Consider the following 19,894-nt stretch of genomic DNA (forward strand, 5'->3'; position numbering starts at 1 on the left):
TAATCCACTCTCGAATGCCTATGCCCAACCACATGCAGCTTGGTAAAAACGTCTTGCTTTGTACTGGCTACCCTTTCTTGCGTACAATTGCCCGCCAACGAATCCTCCGCTTTTGATACGTCGCTTTGGTGTACCCCCTTTTTAGATAATTATCTGATTACGTAACCAAGGTACGAATCAGGTACACCAAGTACACCTATGTACCGTATCAAAGGGTATTGAATATGTGTATTTATATACGGCATCAAAAAGATGCAAATGGTTGATATGAACAAGTTAAGCCCAGCAGATGCGGCCCGCCGCTTTTCTGTGGCCCCTATGATGGATTAGACCGAAACCCCGCCGTTAAGCCTCTCGTTAAGAACAAGTACCAAATTTGTGCCAACTAAATAGCGCTTTTGTTCTGTTTCCCTTTTGCTTACAGATCCGCGAGTGACGCGTGTGCGTGCGCATCATGCGTAGGGGTGCGTCAGAATGTTTGGGGGGCTCGGAAAAAGGTAATAAAGGTAATAAATCTCCAAAATACACCATAAAGCACTGAAATATATATAATTAAAACAGTCGTTCAAAAGGTAATAAAAAGGTGATCAATAGGTAACCACATTACCTTTTAAATAGGTAAATTCTTGTTTTTATGAATCCTAATATTTTCAGGTATTTACTTTAAGATTACCTTTTGGATCACCTTTTATTACCTTTTAGAGGTAATCTTAAAAATAAGAAAAAACAGAAACTTACAGATGAAAAGCAACCAAATTACCTAGATTACCTTTTTCCGAGCCCCCCCATGCTTTCTGGGAGATTTCCCCGTGGCCTCCTTGTCCGGGATTACTCCATTGAGTTCGCAAGATTCCGCATGAGAAAACACGTCTGCAACAGGGCCGTAAAGCCCAGTACCGGCGCGGCTTGGTAGCTAGTGCATGGGTGCATAAAAACACACGGGTTTAGCGCGCAGGCGGGGCGGGGAGTCGACGGCGCGCTGTGGGTGCGGGCGGCTGGATTGACAGCTGGGGGCGGTGCCGCTAGTCTTAGCCCCAAGAGTGTAGTAGCTCGATGACTGCCGGATCTCCGCGCCCGATAGACGTGGTTTTTTTATGCCTGCTTTTTCTGGGTAACCCAGCCAGTTTTTATGGCCGGGAGGGTGACGGATACAATACCCGCAAGGGGAAGAAGTCACACCGTGCAGTCACGGCTACTAACCTCCCGGCCACCTCATTCGTGGTGGTCAACCGTTTAGTAGCGGAGACTGTTTATGTCAGCCCACATCATTCCTTTCCAGTTCGATTCTCATCCCGTACGCACCCTGCTGATTGATGATCAGCCGTGGTTCGTTGCCAGCGATATTTGTGAGGCGTTGGCCATCGTCAACTCCCGCCGTGCCCTCTCCCGCCTGGATGACGATGAAAAGGGTGTTCACAGTATGAACACCCTTGGGGGTACTCAAAGTCTGAGCATTCTTAACGAATCAGGTTTGTATTCTCTTATCCTTACTAGCCGCAAGCCCGAGGCCAAACGCTTTAAGAAATGGGTTACAGCTGAGGTACTGCCTGCGATTCGTAAGCATGGCCAGTTCCACGACGCAGACGGCAAGCTGGATACGCTGATCGGCCAGACCATCGGTACCAATGGCTTTCAAATGCTGGGGGTGTTGATCAAAAGCAAGGTCGCAAACTTACCCACGACAGCACAGCGCCGTGCAACGGCCAAGCTATGGGCACAAACCCATGCTGCCTTTGGCGTGCGCTCTGCCGCTGATATTCCCGCTGACCAGTTGGATGCTGCGCGTAACTTTGTGGCGGCTTATGCCCTTGATGGTGAATGGCTACCCGCCCATAGCGATGAAACGGTGCTGGACAGCAGCGACTGCACCAACCTGTATGCCCTATGCCACCATATGCAGGCGCTGCGGCAGCTTGATCGCCAGTATCATCTTTACGAGGCGCTTAGCCAGCTAGGTTCCCCGGCAGGCAAAGCGATGTACAGCCACATGGTAGACGGTGCCGCGATTGCAGGCCGCTACCTTGAGCGCCTACAGCAGCAAGTACACTAATCCGTTGTTAGCAAAGGAGAAACCCATGAATGACATGATGATTCCGGTGTTTCAATCGGAGGAAGCGCTGCTGTGCAACGCCCGTGACCTGCATAAGTTTTTAGAGTTAGGTCGCGACTTCTCGACTTGGTTTCGCAATCGAATCGAGCAGTATGGATTTGTAGAGGGCGAAGACTACATCACCCTTGAGATGATGCCTGGCGAAGGGCATAAAACTATTCCCCAAAATGGGGGAGCCCTAGAATCAATCACTTACGCTGAAAACTTCGGCCAGCAGGGGCGTATCGATTACCACCTAACCCTAGACACGGCCAAGGAACTAGCCATGGTCGAGAACAATTCCAAATGCAACAGGAATTGGATGCTATATCCGCCAGCCAGCGGCATCTTTTAGACTTTTCGGAGAAAATGCTTAATGAATCACGCCATGATGCCCTTTAACTTTGGTGACAGCCTGATTCGCTCCACCGTGATAAATGGTAAGCCATGGTTCGTTGCCAAGGACATCTGCAACGTTCTGGAACACACCAATTCTCGGCGTGCCGTAGCCGAGAATTGCCGTCCAAAGGGGGTAACCAGTCGTTACACCCTTACGCCGGGCGGAAAACAGAATGTCACCATCATCGATCAGGGCAATGTCCTTCGCCTGATTACCCGAAGCCGACTGCCCGCAGCCGAACGTTTTGAGAGCTGGATTTTTGACGAAATGCTTCCCGAGCTACTCAGCCAAGGCAGCTACAACCTCGTCGATCAGGCCGAGAAACAGCGTCTTGAGGAGAACAAGCGCATCACCCAGCACCAAGAAGCCGCCATCCGCCTGATGGAGAAGATCCGCCGCGAGCACCGTCCCGAGATCCGCGAGGCCATGCATACGGCCATGGTTCACAACTGTCAGGCCGGAAAGATGCCAGCACCTCCGCTAGAGGCACTGGGCGGCCCGGATTTAGTAGAGCGTTCACGCCTGGATATCTTCTGGAATACCGTCAGCGAGCTAATTGCCAAGGGCGAGGAGATCAATCATAGCCACGACCCCGCCCGCCTAGCCGTTAGCCTGCCACACCTCCAGCGCTTGGCCGAAAAACACCACCTTACCCTTCCCAAACTCTCGCTGCTGCGCCGCACGCTACGCGGTAGCGAAACGCCGCTATTCATTGATTATCGCACGGTCAATAGCGGGCTGTTTGGCGGCTCGGTGAAGTGCTGGGTTTTCGCACAGGAAGATGATGCTACACAGGAGACAGGCAATGGCCACTTTTGATTCCCCCGATTTGGGGAATCAAAAATCTGGGCGCGGTGGGCGGCGTTTTCGGTTGGACGTGTGGTTAATGAATCGGGGCAGCGGGTGGCTCGCTAGCAGAAGCCAACGAATACTCTTTAAACCGAATCACCTCCTCCCCCAGCAGATCGTTGATCTCACTGAACACCGCTTGCACCGGTTCCAACTCATTGGTGACGAACACCTTGGCGGCTTTCTCCACATCGCCGAAGCCGCCCGTGTTGTTGGGGATAATACCCATTAGCTGCGGGGGGATGCGGTGGCCTGCCAGTTGGTCGTCGCGGGTGATGTTCTTGATCGCGGCGAAGTCATCCTTGGCGGCGACCTCGCTGATCGGGATGATCTGGATGCCGTCTTTTTTGCCGTTGGGGCTGTAGAGGAACAGGTTGCGGAAGTTGCCCACGCCTTTCGATTCTTTTAGCGCCGTGCGCATGGCGTCGATGTCTTCCTGATTGTGGGCCGCATCGGAGACGTACATCACGAACCCAGCATGGGAGCCGTTCAAGTAATATTTGCGCCTGAACAGCGTGGCGTTTTCGTTCAGGTAGATCGACTGCAGCGCGCCCAGGTAATCCGGTACGCCATACACCTCCTGGTTAATGTCAGGTTCCAGCAGGTGGATGATGCTGCCCTCTTCAAACTCGCTGCGCTCCGACCAGTTGGGCACCCAGAAGTAGCGGCTCAGATCCGCGCCGCGACGCACGTACTTGGCGCGGGCAGGTTTGAGTGCCAACAGTCTGCCCAAGCGGCCGAAGATCCTCTCCAGATAGCAGTTACCAAACACAAGGTAATCGGTGGCCAGTGCGCTGAACGCCTGGCGGCTTAACAGCGGGTGAGGAATAAACGAACGCACCAGAATGTTGCGCTTCACCTGAATGGCCGAGCCATGGTGCGCCGTGGCGCGATAGGTTTGGGCCAGTGCGGGAAAGTCCACCGGTGGCTCGTACCACTCATTACCCAGCATCCAGCAGCCGGTATAGAAGAAGTCGTAACCATCAATCACTGGCGTCGGCTCACCAAAGCTGAACGCCTCCGCCTTGGCAGGTGCGGCCGTGGTCTCGGTGTCTTCCACGTAAGCGGGCACGCGTACCCGGGGCTTTGGCGCTACTGCCGCTTCGCTCATCCATATATCTCCATTAGGGAACGGCCCGTGCCGTAATCAGCAGGACCATCAAGAGGTTCATTGTGTAAGGCGTGCATGGTGGCCCACGCCAGGTCGGCGTGGCCGGTTTGATTATTGCGCCCTGCGGTGTAGGTCATCTGGCGCCCGGATGCGGTCAGCTCTCGGCGGATCGCCATGAATGACTGGGCGAGATCTACCCACCCAGCATCGAATTCAAGACGCCCTTTATTGATGATCTGCTGCGCCTGCATGACCAAGCGGGACTTCATTTCGGGGGTATAGCGGTAGCGGGTCACCGTGGGGAAGAACTTCGCCACCAGCTGGGCGACGGCTTCGCCAAGGCCTGAAGTATCAATGCCGATAAAAGTCACGTTATAGCGGTGGGTCACGCTGCGGATAAACTCGGACTGGGCCTCATAGTCACGCCCCTTCAACCGATGGCGTTCAAGGATGCGGTGCTTGCTGTAGGCGGTTTTCGGCGGTGCGACCACCACCAGGCCCGCACCATCGCCATCTTCACCATCACCGGCCGGGTCGTAACCAATCCACACCGGATGCTCGCCATAGGGTCGCGGCGCGAAGGGTTTTAGATCCCGCCAGGCATCCCAGCTGTCCACCATGCAGCGCTGCATCATCGCCAGCGGGAAAGCGCTTTGCGTATCGTCCACGAACTCGCACATCAGCAGGTTCGCAAACTCATCATCGCTGTACTCAAGGCGCAGCTGGTCGATGTCGAACAGATCACAGCCACCGGCGATGGCATCTTCAATGGTCACGATTTGCCGCCACTGACCATCCGGCCCCCGCGCTCCATTTTTCAGCGCCGCGTGGCTGATATCGATCTTCACCCGCTCGGCTTTCTTCTGGCGTTTATTGAATCGGTCACCGGTCCAGAACGGATACGCCTCGTGGGCAACCGACGATGGCGTGCTGAAGTAGGTCTGCTTCCACTTCTTATGCATCGCCATGCCCGACGTCACCTTGCGGAACGTCTCGAAACCATGAATCCAGAAGTATTCGTCTAAATAGGTATCGCCGTGGTATCCCTGCGCCGTCTTGGCGTTGGTGCCTAGAAAATGCAACTCCGCGCCATTGGCGAGAATAATGGGGTCACCCTTCAGCTCAACACCGGTGACTTCCTTCACAAACTGCACGATGTAGTGCCGGAAGATGTGTGCTTGGGCCTTTGAGGCGGACATGAAAATCTTGTTCTTACCCGTCTCCATGGCATCGGCAATGGCTTCCCGAGCGAAGTACCAGGTCGCGCCGATCTGCCGCGACTTCAGCAGGTTACGAATGCGCTCATGTTGCCCGGCGCGGTACCAGCCCCGCTGGTAATCGAATAGCGAGGCCTCGAACGCCTCGACGATCTGAATAACGCCCTCATCACCCACATCGTTGCGTGCAGGCTTACGCTTCTCGCCGGAGTTGCGCTTCTCAATGTTCGGATTGAGGTCAGTCTCCTTCCCACTGCCCTGATACTTGTGTACCCGGGCCAGCCGCTCGATCTGGCGGCCGAGCAGGTCAATCTCCTTGAAGTCTTTCCCCTCTTTCTGATCCTTCCAGATCAGCTGTACCAGACGCGCTTCCAGCGCCCCTTCTACCCGCTGGGTCGGCGTGGCGTCGTCCCACGCATCGCGCTTTTTCCAGCTATCCACGGTTGCCCGCGGCAAGTCCAAAAATTCAGCAATACGCGCAATCCGCCACCCCATCCAATAGAGATGGCGAGCAGAAAGTCGGTGATGGTCGTCGTTGATATGCGTTTGAGGTGTCATGCCGCCAGCGTACCCGCCGCGCTTGATGCCGACGCCTGCCCCGCCTTGTCTTACCTCGCTCGCACAACGCCCAAGCGTTGAGTCAAACGCGCTACACGCGGAACCTGACGGCAGCCCAACCGCCCCTACCAAACCGAGGTCCGCTAATGCCCTGGCACCGTATCGCAAAAGAAGGCGCTACCACCGATGGCCGCACTATCAGCGCCGAATGGCTCACCCAAATGGCCACCAATTTTGACCCCAATAACTATGGTTGCCGGGTCAACATGGAACACATCAAAGGCATGCTGCCGGATGGCCCGTTCAAGGCCTACGGCGATGTGACGGCGCTCAAAACCGAGAAGGACGACGACGGCAAGCTCGGTCTCTACGCCGAGATCGACCCGACCGACGAACTCAAGGCCATGGTCGAGAAACGCCAAAAGATCTACACCTCCATGGAAGTAGATCTCAACTTTGCTGATTCCGGCGAAGCCTACCTGGTGGGCCTAGCGGTCACTGACTCCCCGGCCTCGCTGGGTACGTCCATGCTCAAGTTCAGCGCTGCTGAGGGCAAAAACTCCCCACTGGCCGCCCGCAAACAGCGCCCGGAAAACCTGTTTTCCGAAGCGCTGGAAACCGACCTCTCTTTTAGCGAAGAGTCCGAAGAAAAAGGCCCGACACTGGCCGAGCGCGTGAAAGCTCTGTTCAAAAAGCAGGACGCTAAAACGGAAGCAGGCTTTGCCGCCTTCCGCACGGACCTCGAAGAAACCCTGGGCCTGTTCGTTGAAAAACATCAGGCACTCAGCGAAGCGCTGAAAAAGCGCCCCACTCAGTCCGCCTTCAATGAGCTGCAAAGTGCCCATGACGCATTGAAGAAAGACTTCGACGCGCTGTACAGCAAGATCGACAACACCCCGAACCGCCAGCCGCGCACGCCTGCCACCGGCAACGACGGCACCATCGAAACCGACTGCTAAGAGACGCCACCAATATGCGCACTGAAACTCGCAAGCTCTTCAACCAATACGGTCAGCGACTTGCCCGACTTAACGGAGCAGATAACGCGTTCTCTTCGTTTGATATTGAGCCAAGCGTCCAGCAAACGCTGGAAACCAAGATCCAGGACTCTAGTGATTTTCTAAGTCGGATCAACGTAATCGGCGTGCGTGATCTTGTCGGTCAAAAGCTAGGACTCGGTATCAATGGGCCTATTGCTGCCCGTACTGATGTTACCCAGCGTGACCGTAATCCTATTGATCCCACCACAATGGATAACCATGAGTACCGTTGTGAATCCACCGAATACGATACCTACCTGACCTGGGCAAAGCTTGATGCTTGGGCCAAGTTTCCTGATTTTCAATCGCGCATTCGCGACGCCATCATCAAACAGCAAGCACTTGATCGTTTGATGATCGGCTTTAACGGTAAAACGGCTGCCAAGCAGACGGACCGAGCGGCGAACCCGCTACTTCAGGACGTTAACATTGGCTGGCTACAAAAATACCGCAGTCACTCCCCAGCGCGGGTATCTAGCGGCCACGTGATTGGTAAAGGCCAAGAGTTCCAGAATCTGGATGCACTGGTTCAAGAAGCCGTTAACTCAATGATCGAGCCTTGGTACCGAGATTCTACCGACTTGGTCGCCATTGTGGGCCGTACCCTCATGACGGAAGAGTACCTACCCAAGATCAATCAGTACGAACAGCCAACTGAAAGCCGGGCGCTGGATATGATTATGGCGGCCAAGCGTATTGGCGGGCTTAACAGCTTCCAGGCTCCCTTCATGCTTGAGAACGGCATTTTCATTACATCGTTTGAGAACCTGTCTCTGTACTGGCAAGAGGGTTCACGCCGCCGTTACCTCAAGGACAAGCCTGAACGCAAACGCGTAGAAAACTATGAATCAAGCAATGATGCCTATGTCATTGAAGATTATGGATTTGGCTGCCTGATTGAAAACATCACGCGTGAAAACGCCCCCACCGAAGCACCGGCGGGAGAGTAATCGATGGTCAGTTCGATTCGAAAACACTTCGAACGCGTTAGCGCTGCCCAAGCGGCCGCTGACGCGGGCGATGCACCCATGCAGGGCGAAGCCTACGAGCTTATGCAGGCCGCCCTGTTCGAAGACTACCGCCGCCTTAAATCCACTCAATCGATGGAGAAGAAGGCCGAGATCAAGCGCGAGATCCTGCCCAACTACGCCGAGTACGTGGCCGGTGTGCTGGAAGCCGGTCAAGGCGCACAAGATGACGTGCTCATGCGCATCATGCTCTGGCGTATCGATGCCGGCGACCTGGGCGGTGCTATTGCCATTGCCCGCTATGCCCTCAAGCACGGCCTAACGCCGCCGGACCAGTTCGAGCGCGGCACCGCCGCCATCATCGCGGAAGAAGTGGCCGACCAGGCACTTAAGCAAATGGACGATGAAGGCACCGACTCCCTCGCCTTGCTCGCTCACCTGGTGGAAGTTGAACACCTCACCGCAAGCGCTGATATGCACGACCAGATCCGCGCCAAGCTTCATAAGGCGTTGGGGTATGCGCTGCGTGTGGCCAACCAACTGGATGAAGCCCACGCAAGCCTTACCCGTGCGCTGGAGCTCAACGACCGCATCGGCGTGAAGAAAGACCTTGAACGCCTGGAACGTGAACTGAAACAAAACGCTGCCGCCCAGCCCACGGGCTAGCGGCAAACCGAGTCGACCGCCGACGTCAGGGGGCGCGACGTAAGAGCCAAGCACTCAGGCATTCAAGCCCATGCTGACGCTCGAACGCCGCCCACCCCCTTCTTATTCATCGCGCCCGCCCCCGCGCGAAAAACGGTTACCCGCTACCAGGAGCCATGATGAGCAGCTTTATCTCGGCAGGCACGCCCCCCAGCGATACCGCTGAACAGGCCATCGAAAACAACGGCTTCTGGCCGGATATTCAGCCCAGCGCGTTCCGCGAACGCCACCGGCTGGACAGCACTATTACCAGCGCCCGGATTGAAAGCGCCCTGCAAGCTGGCATGGCCACGGTGAATCGTGTTCTACGCCACTGGCAGCAGGCCAAGGTCGATGCCGGCTACGCCACGATGGACTCGCTGCCCATTCCCGTATGGCAAGCGCCGGAGGTTTTTCGCGGGCTATACCTGCGCGCCGTGTTCTCGACCGCGCATGCCAGCCTGGTCGAACACTACGCCGACTTCGACGCTACCAACAGCGGCCGCGAGCGTGGCGAGCAGCTGGCCAACCCCGCCGACAGCTACCGCCGCGATGCCGCCTGGGCGATCAGCGAGATCGAGGGCCGCCCGCATAGCACCGTCGAGCTGATATGAACGTGGTGTACGCCCAGCAAAACGACACGCTGGACGCGGTGTGCTACCGCGTTTATGGCCGCACCCAAGGGCTTACCGAACAGGTGCTAAAAGCCAACCCGGGCTTGGCCGAACACGGGCCGATACTCCCTCACGGCACGCCCATTACGCTGCCCACGATCACCAAGCCCCAACACAGTGCACCCCGCGTGCAGCTGTGGGACTAACACAGGCTGAGGCCCGCATGAGCCATCACTTTGAAATTTCTACCGAGACCGCCAAGGCCTCACCACCGGCGGTCGTCTCGCTGCTGCACGTGGGCGGCATGACGCCCGCTGACTGGGTCACGGTGTTAACGCTTTTATATCTCGCGCTGCAGATCGGGTTGTTGGTACCCCGCTACCTCACCCGCCTGCGCCACTACTGGGAGAACCGTCGTGGGTCTTAAAACACGTATTGGCGTTAGCCTCGCTGCCGGTGCCATTAGTATCGCCACCGCCGTGGTGACTTACTACGAAGGTTACCACCCCACGGCTTACCACGACCCCGTGGGTATCCCGACCATCTGCTATGGCCACACGGCCACCGTACGCATGGGGCAAACGCTCAGCCAGGCAGAGTGTACCGCCTTGCTTGAAGAAGACTTGGGCGACGCCTTCGCCACGGTCGACAGGCGCGCCCGGGTAAACCTACCCGCCCCCACCCGCGCCGCGCTGGCATCTTTCGTATACAACGTTGGGGAAGGCAACTTTGCCCGCTCCACCCTGCTACGCAAGCTTAACCAGGGCGACCTGCGCGGCGCCTGCCATGAGCTAAGCCGCTGGGTATATGCCGATGGGCGAAAACTCAACGGCCTGGTGACACGCCGCGCTACCGAACGGGAGCTTTGTCTTTCAGGATTGAGTCTGGCCGGGCTGGAACAGGCGCCCTCCCCATGAGCCGACTACTTGCCGCCCTTACCATTCTGGCACTTGTGCTGCTGGTGACCTGGGCACTGTGGCAACGCACCCACGCCGCTGAGGCCCGCGCCGAGCTTGCCGAACAGCAACTGGCGGAATCCCGCCAACGCGAAGCCCAGCATCAGGTCGTGATTGATGCGCTCTGGGATAACGCTTTACGCCAGACCAACCAGCGCCGCGCTTTAGCCCAGCAACAGGCGGCGCTTGCGCGAACCGCCTCCGACCGCTTGACCATCATTGAGGATCTTCACCGTGAAAACGAGACGCTACGCGCCTGGGCTGCTGCTCGCCTGCCTGATGCTGTTAACCGGCTGCGCCACCGCCCCGCCATCACCGGCGCCGCTGCTTATTACGAATCAGTGCGCGACGCCAAGCCCCTGCACGCTCCCGGCCAGTAACCCATTCACCAATGGCGAATTGCACCTGCAGCTTGAACGCACCGAAGCGGCATGGGCGCAGTGCGCCGCCGAAGTAGACGCCATTATTGCCTGCCACGAGAACGCCGATGAAAAAACTCCACCTGCTGCGCACACACCTGATTAACGCCGTACCGATACTCGCCCGCGATCCTGAACGGCTGCTCACCTTTGTGGAAGAAGGCAGTATCGAGTTTCGCCGGGGCCCCAACCTCACCCACGAATACCAGTTTACGGCGCAGTTGGTCCTCACCGACTTTAGCGCGGACCTCGATACCCTCATTGTGCCACTGCTGCAGTGGCTGGCCGAGTACCAACCGGATGCCGATCCTGCTCAGGCCATCAGCTTTGAAGCCGAGATCCTCAACCATAAATCCGTAGACGTAGCCCTGCGCGTCAAACTCACCGAGCGCGTACTCGCCAAGGTGGATTGCGATGCTGGTCGTATCCAGGTGGATCACGTACTGGCCCGCTTCGAGGCTACCGGCTGCCCCGCCCCCCGCTGGCAGCTACTGATTCGTGATAGCGCAGCCGATGCCGACTACACCCTGGCCGCCGAATGGAGAAATGAGCATGGATAATGATCTGGAAGCGCTGGAAGAGTGGGTCGGCCCCTTGTTGGCCAAACTGGAAGCGAAGGAGCGCAGAAAACTCGCGAGAGCAGTGGCGACTGATCTGCGCCGCAGCCAAGTCGCCCGTATCAAGTCACAGAAAAACCCTGATGGCAGTAGATTCAAGGTCCGCAAGCCACGCAAAAAGTATCAGCCTAAAAATGACCCTGTGCGCTTTCTCTACAAGAAACCCGGGGGGGCGCTTCGTGAAGCTAACATGGTGAGTTGGCAAGACGAAGGTCTTCGTATGACGGGCTATGATCGAGAGGTCAATGCCATAAGAACCTTCAGAAGGGATCGAATTGAGACGTGGCTTAAGCCAACATCTGGTGGCTCAGATGCAGGAAAGTTACGCAGTCAACGAGGGCGCATCCGAGACAAGGCGATGTTCAACAAGCTGCGCACTACCAAATACCTCAAGGTCAAAGGCTCCAGCAGTGCAGCCACCGTGGCGTTTTACGGAGGTATCGCCAATATTGCGCGTGTACATCAGCTAGGGCTACGTGATCGCGTCAGCCCAGATGGTCCACAGGTCAATTATGCTCAAAGGGAGCTGCTGGGATTCAGCACTCAGGACCGAGAGATGATCATGGACTCAGTGCTGAGGCATTTGGGGGAGGGGTAGATAAAGGGTGTCTCCATTAGAGACACCCTGACTATTTTGGCTTGGATTTGGACTCTGCTCGCTCCAAGAACGAACGGCTGTCAATAAATGCCCTCATCGCTTCTTCTACTGCCAAAACACGCGCTTTCCAATCAGCCGCCTCGTCCGGGGAAATCTCGTCGCTTAGCCGATGACCCGCTACAAGGTAGTCATCAAAGCTTTCCTCTAGGCGTGCAACGATCTCCGCGTTGACGGATCGGTGGTTTCTTTTGGCTGCTTCAGTCACTGCCGCTTTCAGCTCTTCTGACAGCCTTACCTTCAATTGCGGATCTGTTCTGCTCATGACGTTATTTTTGCACCACCGTGGTGTTGACACAATAGAACCACCGTGGTTACATTTCAGTTGTAACCACGGTGATCCAAAAAAGAGGACTTATGCACCAATACAAAACCCAGATTCGCATGCCTATCGAGCTAGCTGATTGGCTTAGAGGAGTGGCCATTGAAAATGATCGTTCCATGAACGCTCAGTTGGTCCATTTCATAAAGGTGCAAAGGGAAATCCAGCAATCAGACAAAGACGGTCAAAAAAGGGCGGACTTAATGCCCGAACGGTTACAAATGGGCATGGCCAGAAAGGTAAAATGAAGAAGCCCTCGGCGCTGCCACGCCAAGGGCTTCAGGAAGCACAGCCCCAACCTCTATGAAAGGAACTGCACATGAATGATAGCACTGCAACCAGTAAAGGTCAGGTAATCCCTTTTCAATTCCGTGCAACGGAAGTTCGCATCATTACCATCGATAATAACCCTTGGTTCTGTCTGCGCGATATGTGTGATGTTCTCGACCTTGATAAGAATCGTTCACTAAATCGCTTCCGTTTTAACACGGAAGGGGTAGCACAATATGCTACCCCTTCAGCAGGGGGTGCTCAGGATATGTACTACATCAACGAGGGAAACGTTTTCCGACTCATCACGCGCTCCAAAAAGCCTGAAGCGCTCCACCTTGAGCGTTGGATATTCGATGAAGTCCTGCCCGCCATCCGCAAGCACGGCCACTACCGTGATGCCGAAGGCAAGATGGGCACCCTGATTGGCCAAACAATTGGTACCGATGGGTTCCACTGTTTGGCGGCCGTGGTAGAAGGTCGGTTACGCCGCTACCCAAAAGCCACCCAACAGCGTGCTCGCTCACACCTATGGTCACAGGTACGCAAAGCCTTCGGTGTTAGCCGCGGCGAAGACATCCCCGCCAGCCAACTGGATGCCGCTCGCCAATTTATTGCCGCTTATGCCCTGGAAGGCGAATGGCTACCGGCCTCTCCATGCACCACGGTGGACGCTCCCCCCCTCCTACCCGATACGCCGGACGAAGCCGATTACGTTAATCTGAAATCGCTATGTCACCACATGCTGCAGATCCGTGATATTTACCGTCACTACCACCTATACGATGCCCTCACCCAACTTGGTTCACCGGCAGGCAAGCGGCTCTACGGTCATGTAGTAGATGGGGCAGCGATTGCTCAACGTTACCAGCCTAAGCTGCAACAGCGTCTGCATTGACATATCACCTACGAAAACGCCCTGCCGTCAAAGGCAGGGCGCTGTTCATTGCTCATCGAAAGGGCTGTGATGACTGTCAGGTAAGGTCGCTCAACTTAACCTCTAAAGCAGTCGCAATGCGGGTCAGCACACTCAACGAGCCGCTCTTTTTTCCTGACTCTATTTCAGAAAGATACCCCTGGCTGATCCCTGCTTTTTCCGCCAGCTCACCTGCACGTAGGCCACGGTATTCGCGGTACACCTTCACAGGTGCCACGCCGTCCAGCAGTGCATCCACAACCGCTTCAGGAAATGACTCTTCACCACGTGCCACCACCGCGTTGGCAGCGTCAATATCGTCCTGGTCTTCCAGCCGCGCAAGCAACGCTTGGTACTCCTGCTCGGGCAGTACCACCAACCGCTCGCCAGTGGGCGTTTGAATAATTTGAGGTACGCTCATGCTGCCTCCTGTTAATTGTCTGGTGCGTTATTGGTAAACACCTCCACGGGCACCGATGTTAATGATGTCTAGCACATCGCCACCCTCGTCGATGATCACCCGCCAGTCGCCTACCCGCAGGCGAATATAATCGCTCCCCTTCAAGGCCTTCACATTATTGCGTTGGCTTTCCGGGTCTTCCGCATAGGTCTTGATTTTGCCTTGTATGCGCTTCGACTCAGGCCGCGGCATTCGCTGCAACACCTTCAACGCGCTTTTACGGTAAGTGATCGTCTTCATTGCCACCATTATAGCTAACAGCGAATTAACAGCAAACAATTTTAGCTTTCAGCTAAAATCAATCTATCATTCCCGCCTGCCTCTTCGGTGTCAATAGCCCCACTCACACCCGCCGCCGCTTCGCCTGCGCCCAACGCCGTCGCAGGATAGCGGCTATGAATATTCCCGAACTCCTCCGCCTGCTGCACAACCTGATCCGCCTGGGCACCATCGCCCAGGTGGATCACGCCGCTGCCCGCGTGCGCGTCAAAACCGGTGGGCTGCTAACCGACTGGCTGCCGTGGCTGGAAGGCCGCGCAGGAGCCACGCGGGATTGGAATCCGCCCACACAAGGCGAGCAGGTCATCATCTTTTCACCCGGCGGCGACCCCGCCGCCGGGGTGGTGCTGTGTGGGCTGTGCTCCAACGCGCACCCCGCCCCGGCGGAGGTCGCCACGCTGTGGCGCAGAATCTTCCCCGATGAGGGGCTGTTCGAGTACGACCACGCCAACAGCGTGCTGCGCATTCGCCTGCCCGGGGCCATCGAAATCAGCGCCCCCGGCGGCACCACCTGGCAAGGCAACATCCAGCATACCGGCGAGCTGAACCGGAAAGGCGGCTACCAGCAGCAAGGCGGCGGCCTGACTCACAACGGCAAAAACGTGGGGCACGACCACGCCCATAGCGGCATCCAGCCCGGCCCCGCCAATACCCAAGGGCCAATCTAATGGCAGGCATGAACGCACACACCGGCCGCCAGTTGGATTCGCTGGCCCATATCCAGCAATCGGTGGCGGACATTCTCACCACGCCTATTGGCTCCCGCGTAATGCGCCGAGAGTACGGCTCGTTGCTGCCAGAGCTGATCGACCAACCATTAAACGGCCCCACCGCTCTGCGCGCCTATGCCGCCACCGTGGTGGCCTTGATGAGGTGGGAACCACGCATTCGTGTACAGCAAGTCTCTCGGCAAGTATCCACCCAGCGGCCCGGCCGCTTTGACTTGATGATTACTGCCCGGCGGGTAGATAACGGCGAAAGCGTTAGCCTCGCGGTGCCGCTAAGGGGGAACGCATGAACAACGCGATTGACCTCTCCCGGCTACCCGCGCCCAACATCATTGAGCCGCTGGACTATGAAACTCTGTTGGCTGAACGAAAAGCGCAATTGGTTGCCCTGCACCCCGAAGAGGAGCGGGAAAGCGTTGCCGAGCTGCTCGCTCTCGAATCCGAGCCAACGGTCAAACTGCTGCAGGAGAACGCGTACCGCGAGCTCTTACTTCGTCAACGTATCAACGAAGCCGCACGGGCCTGCATGATCGCCTTTGCAAACGATGAAGATCTTGATCAGCTCGGGGCCAACCTCAACGTAAAACGCCTGGTGCTGGACGAAGGCAACCCCACCGCCCTTCCACCGGTACCGCCAACACTTGAAAGCAACCGCGACTACCGCGCCCGCATCCAGCTGGCGTTTGAGGGGTTATCGGTGGCAGGGCCCAGCGGAGCTTACGAATATCAGGCGATCAGCGCCCATCCCAGCGTGCTAGATGTCTCGGTGGCCAGCCCCGAGCCGGTGGAGGTCATGCTCACCATTCTCTCCCGGGAAGACGGTGGCCAGCCCAGTCAAGCGGTACTCGACGCCGTGCGAAAACGCGTGGATGAACGCCGCCCGCTGACGGATCGCGTCACCGTGCAGGCGGCTACCCTGCTGCCGTTTAGCATCAGCGCCGTACTCGCTCTGCGCGATGGCCCCGACCCCGCCGTGATTCGTGAACAGGCCCGGCAGCAGCTAACGGCGCACGTGGAAGCCCGCCACCGTCTGGGTGCCTGGATCACCCGCTCAGGCGTCCACGCCGCGCTCACCGTCGAAGGCGTCGAGCGCATCACTCTTCAAGACTTTAGCGAGATTATCACCGCCAAGCACCAGGCGCCGCACTGCACCGGCATTCAGCTTGAAACGGAGAACGTATGATCGACTTGCTGCCCCCCAATCGCACCGCGCTGGAATCACGCCTAGCGGCATCACATCCGCTCGCGCTGCCGGTACCGCTGCGCACGCTCTGGAATCCGGCGACGTGCCCGGTACAACACCTGCCGTTTCTCGCCTGGGCATTTTCGGTGGAACAGTGGCACGAAACGTGGCCGGAAAGCGTAAAACGCCGGGTGATCTCAAACAGTGCTGAGCTTCACCGAATCAAAGGCACCCGCCCAGCTGTTGAGCTGGCCATGGAATCGCTTGGCGTCAGCGTCGAGCTCACCGAATGGTACGAGGCCTCGCCGCCCCTACCACGCGGTACGTTTAGCGCCGTGCTTTACGTGAATGAAAACCTTACGCCGGAAGCGCCGACGCTTTTAAGCGACATGCTCTACACCCAGCTACGCCGCGCAATCGACAACGCTAAGAATACCCGCAGCCATTACGAATTCAAGGTAGGCGCCCGGCTACGTTCGAGCGTCGGCGTCTCAAGCGCATTAAAAAGTGCCGCCGTTCGACATGACGCCGCAACCGCCGTAACCCCGCCTTTGGCAGCACGAAACCAGATCGGCGCGGTAGCGTTGCAGCGGACGGCAGCCGTGACCCGCTGTCTTGCCACGACCACCTTCAAACCAACCCTTTCCACCCCGCTGACCGTGGTCTGCACTTTCAGCGCAACGGCGGTAGCCCGTTACCCCATGGAGGCCTACACATGACGGCCCTTGTTCCTACGCTCACCCTGGCCGGGTTAAATGCCGTGTTTAATACCGAAGGCGACGGCCTGCAGGCAAAGCTTACTCATATCGTGCTGGGCGATCAGGGGCGCACGCCCAAACCTTCCCACACGAAACTCGGCAACCAACGCCGCCGCATCGCCATTGCCGATGGTGAAAAAACCGCCGATCGGCAGTTGCACATTACCGGGGTCGTCGATGGCGAAGGCCCTGAATTTTGGGTAAGAGAAGTCGGTTTCGAACTGGAGGACGGTACGCTGCTGGCGATCTGGTCCGATACCCAGCCGCTGGCCTACGTCTCCAATAACGTACCGCTGTTGCTGGCATTCGATTTACGCCTTGACGCTTTGCCAGCGGACTCGGTCACTATCGAGACGAGCGGCGCCAACCTATCGCTAGTCGCTTGGGGCGAACAGTACATCGCCAACTCGGCGGCCATTATCGACACCATGGCCCGCCAAGTAGATCTCTTATTTCGTGTACACGAGCTAGAGAAGCGCTCATGAGTGCCGAGGCTCCCACAATTCGTATGGTGGCCGGTACCACGTACCGCTTCAGCGCGGTGTGGGCTAGCGATGATGTCAACGCCACTCCGGTGAATCTCACCGGCTGCACGGCGCTATTTATGGTGGTCAGCTACCAGGGCGAAACCCTGCTCACTTGCGAAACCGGTAGCGGCATTGAGCTGGAACCGGAACAAGGGGGCATACACCTGCACATTCGACCCAAACAAACCGATGCCCTCATCGTCACTCATTGGGCAGGCGCACGCTACGAGCTGCGCATTAATTTCCCCAATGGAGACGTATTCAGCCTGCTGCAAGGGCGCTTTCAGGTACAGCCAGGGGTGATTCATGGCTAACGCTACTCGCCTCACTATTACCATGCCCGCCCGCAGCGTCACCGTGAAGATGCCAGCGCCTCCCCGCTTCCAACTCATCAGCCACGGCTTACAAGGCCCGCCCGGCACGCTATCGCCCGAGGTACTTAAACAAGTGGCCGAAGCCCAACAAGCCATTCATCAGATCGGCAGCGTGATGGCTGCGCTCACCGATGCCATCAGCTACCACGGCGGCGTCATCGCCGCCCAGGAGGACAAAACCCTATGAGCTTTGACGAAAACTTAACCGCGCTACGCCATGCGGTGACCCACACGCTGGGGGTCATCGACGGAAAATTACGCGGCAAAGCCAATAAAGCCGATGTGCTTACCACCGAGCAAGTCGACCAACGCATTAAAACCCTGATCGGCAGCGCCCCCGAAACGCTGGATACCTTGGCAGAAATTGCCGAAGCGTTAGGCAACAACCCCAACTTCGCCGCCACGATTACCGAGCAGCTTGGCAGTAAAGCCACCAAGGCTAGGGTAAACGAGCTGGAAACCCAGCTGAGTGACGCACTGACCGCTCTTACCGACGCCTTCACCCAAGGCGCCGCCACTATCCAAAACGCACAGGAGGTCTCATGAGCCTGGAAACCCAAGTAGCCGAACTGGTCACATCCGCAAAGAAGTTGGTCAGCGAAATTGCCGGCAAAATGGCGGGCATTGATAAGAAAGTAAATGAGGCGACTGCAGCAGTGCCTGCCACTATACGAGGCCTTGCTGATCAAAGCTTTTACATCGACGCCGTCAGTGGTGATGACACCAATGCAGGGACAGATACCTCACCGCTAAAAACTTCTGCTGAGGCCGCCCGCCGAGCCGTACAAGGCGGTAACGTGAACCTTTACTTTCGGCAGCAGCAGGTTCATGAAGCTGAATTTTTTATGGCAACAGGCCGTATTTTTGTGAGCTCCTGGGGCGGCTTAGATACAACCGTAGAAGCGAACCGCGCAAAGCTTCGAGCTAGGCACATGGTCGACGGTAGCGGTGAACATCGCTTGTATGGAATTGGTGTTCGAGTCGGCCAAATATTTTTTATTCGCGTTTCGGTGATGTGTGACAACGAAGCATTAGAGACCGGCCGAGTAAGGGATTCGCAGTCCAGCTTTATTCAGTACGCCGACTCAAGCATTTCCGTCATTTTGAGTGACTGCGATATCAATATGAAAACAGCATCGTTCACGACTAGTTACTCAGGTTATTCCGGCCGGGATTTATATTTGAGTAAATGCACAATTAGAAAACTGCCCGATGCGATGCCTGGTACGCGCTGCAATCTATTAAAGCCCTTGAACTCTTCTAGCAACACATACCGCCTGGATGTGTATGCATGCACGCTAGAAAATATTCCAGGCGGCTGGGGTGAAATCATGCCAGCGAAAAAAACCGATGATATTAACGTATTAACCAACGTAGCGTTTTAAGGGGGCACGATGAAGGTCATACCAAAAATTGAGTACCAAGGCTCAACACACTGGAACGTGCCGACTAATGGCGAAGGCTCAAACCTACCGGCTGAGGTGATTCAAAAAGCATTGATCGTTCAACTTAACCGGGATATCGATACTGCAGCAGGCGACGCCCGTGCCGCCTTCGTTAGCCCCGGCAGTTACATCGATCAGGAGTATCTACTAGCCAAACATGAGGCGCAGGCTTGGCTGGAAGGCGGCAAAGACGAAACCGCCATCCCTTCCAGCGTCAGCGACCATATGGCCATGTTTGAAGTGGGGGCAGAAGCTTCCGCCCAAGAGATCGTCGCCACCGCCGAAGCCTGGGAAACCGCCCTGCGCGAGATCCGCCAATTACGCCTGGGGGGTAAAGCGGCGGTGCGTCAGGCCGAGACGATCGAAGCGGCGGAGGCGGCAGCCAAGAAGGCGATCGAGCAGTTGAATCGGTATCGGCCGCCGGTGAGCTAAGTAGTCTTTTAAAATATAAAAGC

Annotated in this window: 31 protein-coding genes; 26 read left to right on the forward strand and 5 right to left on the reverse strand. The window is 56.7% G+C overall.

The window, feature by feature from the left end:
- Positions 1-1,252: 1,252 nt before the first annotated feature.
- From ACT3R4_RS16720 to ACT3R4_RS16730, 3 genes are read left to right on the forward strand one after another with little or no spacing between them, the layout of a single operon-like run.
- Complete coding sequence (locus tag ACT3R4_RS16720; protein WP_441679937.1) at positions 1,253-2,050, forward strand: BRO-N domain-containing protein; 798 nt, start codon at positions 1,253-1,255, stop codon at positions 2,048-2,050.
- 25 nt (positions 2,051-2,075) lie between these two features.
- Positions 2,076-2,444 (forward strand): antA/AntB antirepressor family protein, encoded by a 369-nt coding sequence (locus ACT3R4_RS16725; protein WP_441679936.1) that lies wholly within the window; start codon positions 2,076-2,078, stop codon positions 2,442-2,444.
- Positions 2,445-2,477: 33 nt separating this feature from the next.
- A complete protein-coding gene (locus ACT3R4_RS16730; protein WP_441679935.1) occupies positions 2,478-3,308 on the forward strand; it encodes a BRO-N domain-containing protein in 831 nt (276 codons plus the stop codon).
- A 64-nt stretch (positions 3,309-3,372) separates the two neighbouring features.
- Here ACT3R4_RS16730 and ACT3R4_RS16735 read toward each other — a convergent pair whose 3' ends face one another.
- Both ACT3R4_RS16735 and ACT3R4_RS16740 read right to left on the reverse strand, forming a co-directional pair.
- On the reverse strand, positions 3,373-4,449 hold the full coding sequence (locus ACT3R4_RS16735; RefSeq protein WP_441679934.1) for a phage portal protein: 1,077 nt from the start codon (positions 4,447-4,449) through the stop codon (positions 3,373-3,375).
- Complete coding sequence (locus ACT3R4_RS16740) at positions 4,446-6,356, reverse strand: terminase large subunit domain-containing protein (protein WP_441679933.1); 1,911 nt, start codon at positions 6,354-6,356, stop codon at positions 4,446-4,448. The genes ACT3R4_RS16735 and ACT3R4_RS16740 overlap by 4 nt, the downstream gene beginning before the upstream one ends.
- Positions 6,357-6,370: 14 nt before the next feature.
- Between ACT3R4_RS16740 and ACT3R4_RS16745 the strand changes: the two genes are divergently transcribed.
- The 11 genes from ACT3R4_RS16745 to ACT3R4_RS16795 all read left to right on the forward strand — a co-directional run bounded on the left by ACT3R4_RS16745 (position 6,371) and on the right by ACT3R4_RS16795 (position 12,120).
- Positions 6,371-7,183 (forward strand): GPO family capsid scaffolding protein, encoded by an 813-nt coding sequence (locus tag ACT3R4_RS16745; RefSeq protein ID WP_441679932.1) that lies wholly within the window; start codon positions 6,371-6,373, stop codon positions 7,181-7,183.
- Positions 7,184-7,197: 14 nt separating this feature from the next.
- Positions 7,198-8,214: a phage major capsid protein, P2 family gene (locus ACT3R4_RS16750; RefSeq protein WP_441679931.1), complete on the forward strand. Its 1,017-nt coding sequence runs from the start codon at positions 7,198-7,200 to the stop codon at positions 8,212-8,214.
- Between the two features lie 3 nt (positions 8,215-8,217).
- Positions 8,218-8,898, forward strand: coding sequence for a phage terminase small subunit (gene gpM, locus ACT3R4_RS16755; protein ID WP_441679930.1), 681 nt, complete (start codon positions 8,218-8,220; stop codon positions 8,896-8,898).
- 158 nt (positions 8,899-9,056) lie between these two features.
- The gene (locus ACT3R4_RS16760) at positions 9,057-9,530 is read left to right on the forward strand and encodes a head completion/stabilization protein (protein ID WP_441679929.1); all 474 of its coding nucleotides are present in this window, start codon (positions 9,057-9,059) and stop codon (positions 9,528-9,530) included.
- Positions 9,527-9,736, forward strand: a complete 210-nt coding sequence (locus ACT3R4_RS16765; RefSeq protein WP_441679928.1) for a tail protein X — start codon at positions 9,527-9,529, stop codon at positions 9,734-9,736. The genes ACT3R4_RS16760 and ACT3R4_RS16765 overlap by 4 nt, the downstream gene beginning before the upstream one ends.
- 17 nt (positions 9,737-9,753) lie before the next feature.
- Positions 9,754-9,957 (forward strand): hypothetical protein, encoded by a 204-nt coding sequence (locus ACT3R4_RS16770; protein WP_441679927.1) that lies wholly within the window; start codon positions 9,754-9,756, stop codon positions 9,955-9,957.
- Complete coding sequence (locus ACT3R4_RS16775) at positions 9,947-10,447, forward strand: lysozyme (protein ID WP_441679926.1); 501 nt, start codon at positions 9,947-9,949, stop codon at positions 10,445-10,447. Before ACT3R4_RS16770 ends, ACT3R4_RS16775 begins: the two co-directional genes overlap by 11 nt.
- Complete coding sequence (gene lysB / locus ACT3R4_RS16780; RefSeq protein WP_441679925.1) at positions 10,444-10,866, forward strand: Rz-like lysis system protein LysB; 423 nt, start codon at positions 10,444-10,446, stop codon at positions 10,864-10,866. Before ACT3R4_RS16775 ends, lysB begins: the two co-directional genes overlap by 4 nt.
- Positions 10,766-11,011 (forward strand): Rz1-like lysis system protein LysC, encoded by a 246-nt coding sequence (gene lysC, locus ACT3R4_RS16785; protein WP_441679923.1) that lies wholly within the window; start codon positions 10,766-10,768, stop codon positions 11,009-11,011. Before lysB ends, lysC begins: the two co-directional genes overlap by 101 nt.
- Entirely contained in the window at positions 10,974-11,465 is a 492-nt protein-coding gene (locus ACT3R4_RS16790; RefSeq protein WP_441679921.1) for a phage tail protein, read from the forward strand. The genes lysC and ACT3R4_RS16790 overlap by 38 nt, the downstream gene beginning before the upstream one ends.
- On the forward strand, positions 11,458-12,120 hold the full coding sequence (locus ACT3R4_RS16795; protein ID WP_441679920.1) for a phage virion morphogenesis protein: 663 nt from the start codon (positions 11,458-11,460) through the stop codon (positions 12,118-12,120). The genes ACT3R4_RS16790 and ACT3R4_RS16795 overlap by 8 nt, the downstream gene beginning before the upstream one ends.
- Before the next feature lie 31 nt (positions 12,121-12,151).
- Here ACT3R4_RS16795 and ACT3R4_RS16800 read toward each other — a convergent pair whose 3' ends face one another.
- On the reverse strand, positions 12,152-12,442 hold the full coding sequence (locus tag ACT3R4_RS16800) for an Arc family DNA-binding protein (protein WP_441679918.1): 291 nt from the start codon (positions 12,440-12,442) through the stop codon (positions 12,152-12,154).
- Positions 12,443-12,534: 92 nt separating this feature from the next.
- On the opposite strand from ACT3R4_RS16800, the gene ACT3R4_RS16805 reads away from it, so the two are divergent.
- Positions 12,535-12,747, forward strand: coding sequence for an Arc family DNA-binding protein (locus ACT3R4_RS16805; protein ID WP_441679917.1), 213 nt, complete (start codon positions 12,535-12,537; stop codon positions 12,745-12,747).
- A 71-nt stretch (positions 12,748-12,818) separates the two neighbouring features.
- Entirely contained in the window at positions 12,819-13,667 is an 849-nt protein-coding gene (locus ACT3R4_RS16810; protein WP_441679915.1) for a BRO-N domain-containing protein, read from the forward strand.
- A 76-nt stretch (positions 13,668-13,743) separates the two neighbouring features.
- Here the strand turns inward: ACT3R4_RS16810 and ACT3R4_RS16815 are convergent, their stop codons facing one another.
- Both ACT3R4_RS16815 and ACT3R4_RS16820 read right to left on the reverse strand, forming a co-directional pair.
- Entirely contained in the window at positions 13,744-14,106 is a 363-nt protein-coding gene (locus tag ACT3R4_RS16815; RefSeq protein WP_441679913.1) for a helix-turn-helix domain-containing protein, read from the reverse strand.
- A 27-nt stretch (positions 14,107-14,133) separates the two neighbouring features.
- Entirely contained in the window at positions 14,134-14,385 is a 252-nt protein-coding gene (locus ACT3R4_RS16820) for a type II toxin-antitoxin system RelE family toxin (protein WP_441679911.1), read from the reverse strand.
- A gap of 155 nt (positions 14,386-14,540) precedes the next feature.
- On the opposite strand from ACT3R4_RS16820, the gene ACT3R4_RS16825 reads away from it, so the two are divergent.
- The 10 genes from ACT3R4_RS16825 to ACT3R4_RS16870 are packed head-to-tail and all read left to right on the forward strand — an operon-like array spanning position 14,541 to position 19,871.
- Positions 14,541-15,092 carry a phage baseplate assembly protein V gene (locus ACT3R4_RS16825; RefSeq protein ID WP_441679909.1) on the forward strand — a complete coding sequence of 184 codons (552 nt, stop codon included), beginning with the start codon at positions 14,541-14,543 and terminating at the stop codon, positions 15,090-15,092.
- Complete coding sequence (locus tag ACT3R4_RS16830; protein ID WP_441679907.1) at positions 15,092-15,442, forward strand: GPW/gp25 family protein; 351 nt, start codon at positions 15,092-15,094, stop codon at positions 15,440-15,442. The genes ACT3R4_RS16825 and ACT3R4_RS16830 overlap by 1 nt, the downstream gene beginning before the upstream one ends.
- Positions 15,439-16,335: a baseplate assembly protein gene (locus tag ACT3R4_RS16835; protein WP_441679906.1), complete on the forward strand. Its 897-nt coding sequence runs from the start codon at positions 15,439-15,441 to the stop codon at positions 16,333-16,335. Before ACT3R4_RS16830 ends, ACT3R4_RS16835 begins: the two co-directional genes overlap by 4 nt.
- A complete protein-coding gene (locus tag ACT3R4_RS16840; RefSeq protein WP_441679904.1) occupies positions 16,332-17,054 on the forward strand; it encodes a phage tail protein I in 723 nt (240 codons plus the stop codon). Before ACT3R4_RS16835 ends, ACT3R4_RS16840 begins: the two co-directional genes overlap by 4 nt.
- The gene (locus tag ACT3R4_RS16845; protein WP_441679902.1) at positions 17,051-17,578 is read left to right on the forward strand and encodes a phage tail-collar fiber domain-containing protein; all 528 of its coding nucleotides are present in this window, start codon (positions 17,051-17,053) and stop codon (positions 17,576-17,578) included. Before ACT3R4_RS16840 ends, ACT3R4_RS16845 begins: the two co-directional genes overlap by 4 nt.
- Complete coding sequence (locus ACT3R4_RS16850) at positions 17,575-17,934, forward strand: hypothetical protein (RefSeq protein WP_441679900.1); 360 nt, start codon at positions 17,575-17,577, stop codon at positions 17,932-17,934. The genes ACT3R4_RS16845 and ACT3R4_RS16850 overlap by 4 nt, the downstream gene beginning before the upstream one ends.
- Positions 17,927-18,181, forward strand: coding sequence for a hypothetical protein (locus ACT3R4_RS16855; protein ID WP_441679898.1), 255 nt, complete (start codon positions 17,927-17,929; stop codon positions 18,179-18,181). The genes ACT3R4_RS16850 and ACT3R4_RS16855 overlap by 8 nt, the downstream gene beginning before the upstream one ends.
- Positions 18,178-18,540 (forward strand): hypothetical protein, encoded by a 363-nt coding sequence (locus ACT3R4_RS16860; protein WP_441679896.1) that lies wholly within the window; start codon positions 18,178-18,180, stop codon positions 18,538-18,540. Before ACT3R4_RS16855 ends, ACT3R4_RS16860 begins: the two co-directional genes overlap by 4 nt.
- Complete coding sequence (locus tag ACT3R4_RS16865) at positions 18,537-19,379, forward strand: hypothetical protein (RefSeq protein ID WP_441679894.1); 843 nt, start codon at positions 18,537-18,539, stop codon at positions 19,377-19,379. Before ACT3R4_RS16860 ends, ACT3R4_RS16865 begins: the two co-directional genes overlap by 4 nt.
- Positions 19,380-19,388: 9 nt before the next feature.
- Positions 19,389-19,871 (forward strand): hypothetical protein, encoded by a 483-nt coding sequence (locus ACT3R4_RS16870; RefSeq protein WP_441679892.1) that lies wholly within the window; start codon positions 19,389-19,391, stop codon positions 19,869-19,871.
- The last annotated feature ends 23 nt before the right edge of the window (positions 19,872-19,894 follow it).

This window comes from Halomonas sp. AOP7-E1-9 (assembly GCF_052376035.1).
Taxonomy (GTDB): Bacteria; Pseudomonadota; Gammaproteobacteria; order Pseudomonadales; family Halomonadaceae; genus Vreelandella; species Vreelandella citrativorans.

What these genes read in the sequence shown, in the direction of transcription:
- lysC (WP_441679923.1), top strand. Translation starts at nt 10,766, where the DNA reads ATGCTGTTAACCGGCTGCGCCACCGCCCCGCCATCACCGGCGCCGCTG.
- ACT3R4_RS16790 (WP_441679921.1), top strand. Translation starts at nt 10,974, where the DNA reads ATGAAAAAACTCCACCTGCTGCGCACACACCTGATTAACGCCGTACCG.
- ACT3R4_RS16840 (WP_441679904.1), top strand. Translation starts at nt 16,332, where the DNA reads ATGATCGACTTGCTGCCCCCCAATCGCACCGCGCTGGAATCACGCCTA.
- ACT3R4_RS16770 (WP_441679927.1), top strand. Translation starts at nt 9,754, where the DNA reads ATGAGCCATCACTTTGAAATTTCTACCGAGACCGCCAAGGCCTCACCA.
- ACT3R4_RS16830 (WP_441679907.1), top strand. Translation starts at nt 15,092, where the DNA reads ATGGCAGGCATGAACGCACACACCGGCCGCCAGTTGGATTCGCTGGCC.
- ACT3R4_RS16795 (WP_441679920.1), top strand. Translation starts at nt 11,458, where the DNA reads ATGGATAATGATCTGGAAGCGCTGGAAGAGTGGGTCGGCCCCTTGTTG.
- ACT3R4_RS16810 (WP_441679915.1), top strand. Translation starts at nt 12,819, where the DNA reads ATGAATGATAGCACTGCAACCAGTAAAGGTCAGGTAATCCCTTTTCAA.
- ACT3R4_RS16825 (WP_441679909.1), top strand. Translation starts at nt 14,541, where the DNA reads ATGAATATTCCCGAACTCCTCCGCCTGCTGCACAACCTGATCCGCCTG.
- ACT3R4_RS16735 (WP_441679934.1), bottom strand. Translation starts at nt 4,449, where the DNA reads ATGAGCGAAGCGGCAGTAGCGCCAAAGCCCCGGGTACGCGTGCCCGCT.
- ACT3R4_RS16865 (WP_441679894.1), top strand. Translation starts at nt 18,537, where the DNA reads ATGAGCCTGGAAACCCAAGTAGCCGAACTGGTCACATCCGCAAAGAAG.
- ACT3R4_RS16725 (WP_441679936.1), top strand. Translation starts at nt 2,076, where the DNA reads ATGAATGACATGATGATTCCGGTGTTTCAATCGGAGGAAGCGCTGCTG.
- ACT3R4_RS16730 (WP_441679935.1), top strand. Translation starts at nt 2,478, where the DNA reads ATGATGCCCTTTAACTTTGGTGACAGCCTGATTCGCTCCACCGTGATA.
- ACT3R4_RS16860 (WP_441679896.1), top strand. Translation starts at nt 18,178, where the DNA reads ATGAGCTTTGACGAAAACTTAACCGCGCTACGCCATGCGGTGACCCAC.
- lysB (WP_441679925.1), top strand. Translation starts at nt 10,444, where the DNA reads ATGAGCCGACTACTTGCCGCCCTTACCATTCTGGCACTTGTGCTGCTG.
- ACT3R4_RS16845 (WP_441679902.1), top strand. Translation starts at nt 17,051, where the DNA reads ATGACGGCCCTTGTTCCTACGCTCACCCTGGCCGGGTTAAATGCCGTG.
- ACT3R4_RS16835 (WP_441679906.1), top strand. Translation starts at nt 15,439, where the DNA reads ATGAACAACGCGATTGACCTCTCCCGGCTACCCGCGCCCAACATCATT.
- ACT3R4_RS16850 (WP_441679900.1), top strand. Translation starts at nt 17,575, where the DNA reads ATGAGTGCCGAGGCTCCCACAATTCGTATGGTGGCCGGTACCACGTAC.
- ACT3R4_RS16750 (WP_441679931.1), top strand. Translation starts at nt 7,198, where the DNA reads ATGCGCACTGAAACTCGCAAGCTCTTCAACCAATACGGTCAGCGACTT.
- ACT3R4_RS16805 (WP_441679917.1), top strand. Translation starts at nt 12,535, where the DNA reads ATGCACCAATACAAAACCCAGATTCGCATGCCTATCGAGCTAGCTGAT.
- ACT3R4_RS16855 (WP_441679898.1), top strand. Translation starts at nt 17,927, where the DNA reads ATGGCTAACGCTACTCGCCTCACTATTACCATGCCCGCCCGCAGCGTC.
- ACT3R4_RS16765 (WP_441679928.1), top strand. Translation starts at nt 9,527, where the DNA reads ATGAACGTGGTGTACGCCCAGCAAAACGACACGCTGGACGCGGTGTGC.
- ACT3R4_RS16870 (WP_441679892.1), top strand. Translation starts at nt 19,389, where the DNA reads ATGAAGGTCATACCAAAAATTGAGTACCAAGGCTCAACACACTGGAAC.
- ACT3R4_RS16760 (WP_441679929.1), top strand. Translation starts at nt 9,057, where the DNA reads ATGAGCAGCTTTATCTCGGCAGGCACGCCCCCCAGCGATACCGCTGAA.
- ACT3R4_RS16815 (WP_441679913.1), bottom strand. Translation starts at nt 14,106, where the DNA reads ATGAGCGTACCTCAAATTATTCAAACGCCCACTGGCGAGCGGTTGGTG.
- gpM (WP_441679930.1), top strand. Translation starts at nt 8,218, where the DNA reads ATGGTCAGTTCGATTCGAAAACACTTCGAACGCGTTAGCGCTGCCCAA.
- ACT3R4_RS16820 (WP_441679911.1), bottom strand. Translation starts at nt 14,385, where the DNA reads ATGAAGACGATCACTTACCGTAAAAGCGCGTTGAAGGTGTTGCAGCGA.
- ACT3R4_RS16745 (WP_441679932.1), top strand. Translation starts at nt 6,371, where the DNA reads ATGCCCTGGCACCGTATCGCAAAAGAAGGCGCTACCACCGATGGCCGC.
- ACT3R4_RS16800 (WP_441679918.1), bottom strand. Translation starts at nt 12,442, where the DNA reads ATGAGCAGAACAGATCCGCAATTGAAGGTAAGGCTGTCAGAAGAGCTG.
- ACT3R4_RS16720 (WP_441679937.1), top strand. Translation starts at nt 1,253, where the DNA reads ATGTCAGCCCACATCATTCCTTTCCAGTTCGATTCTCATCCCGTACGC.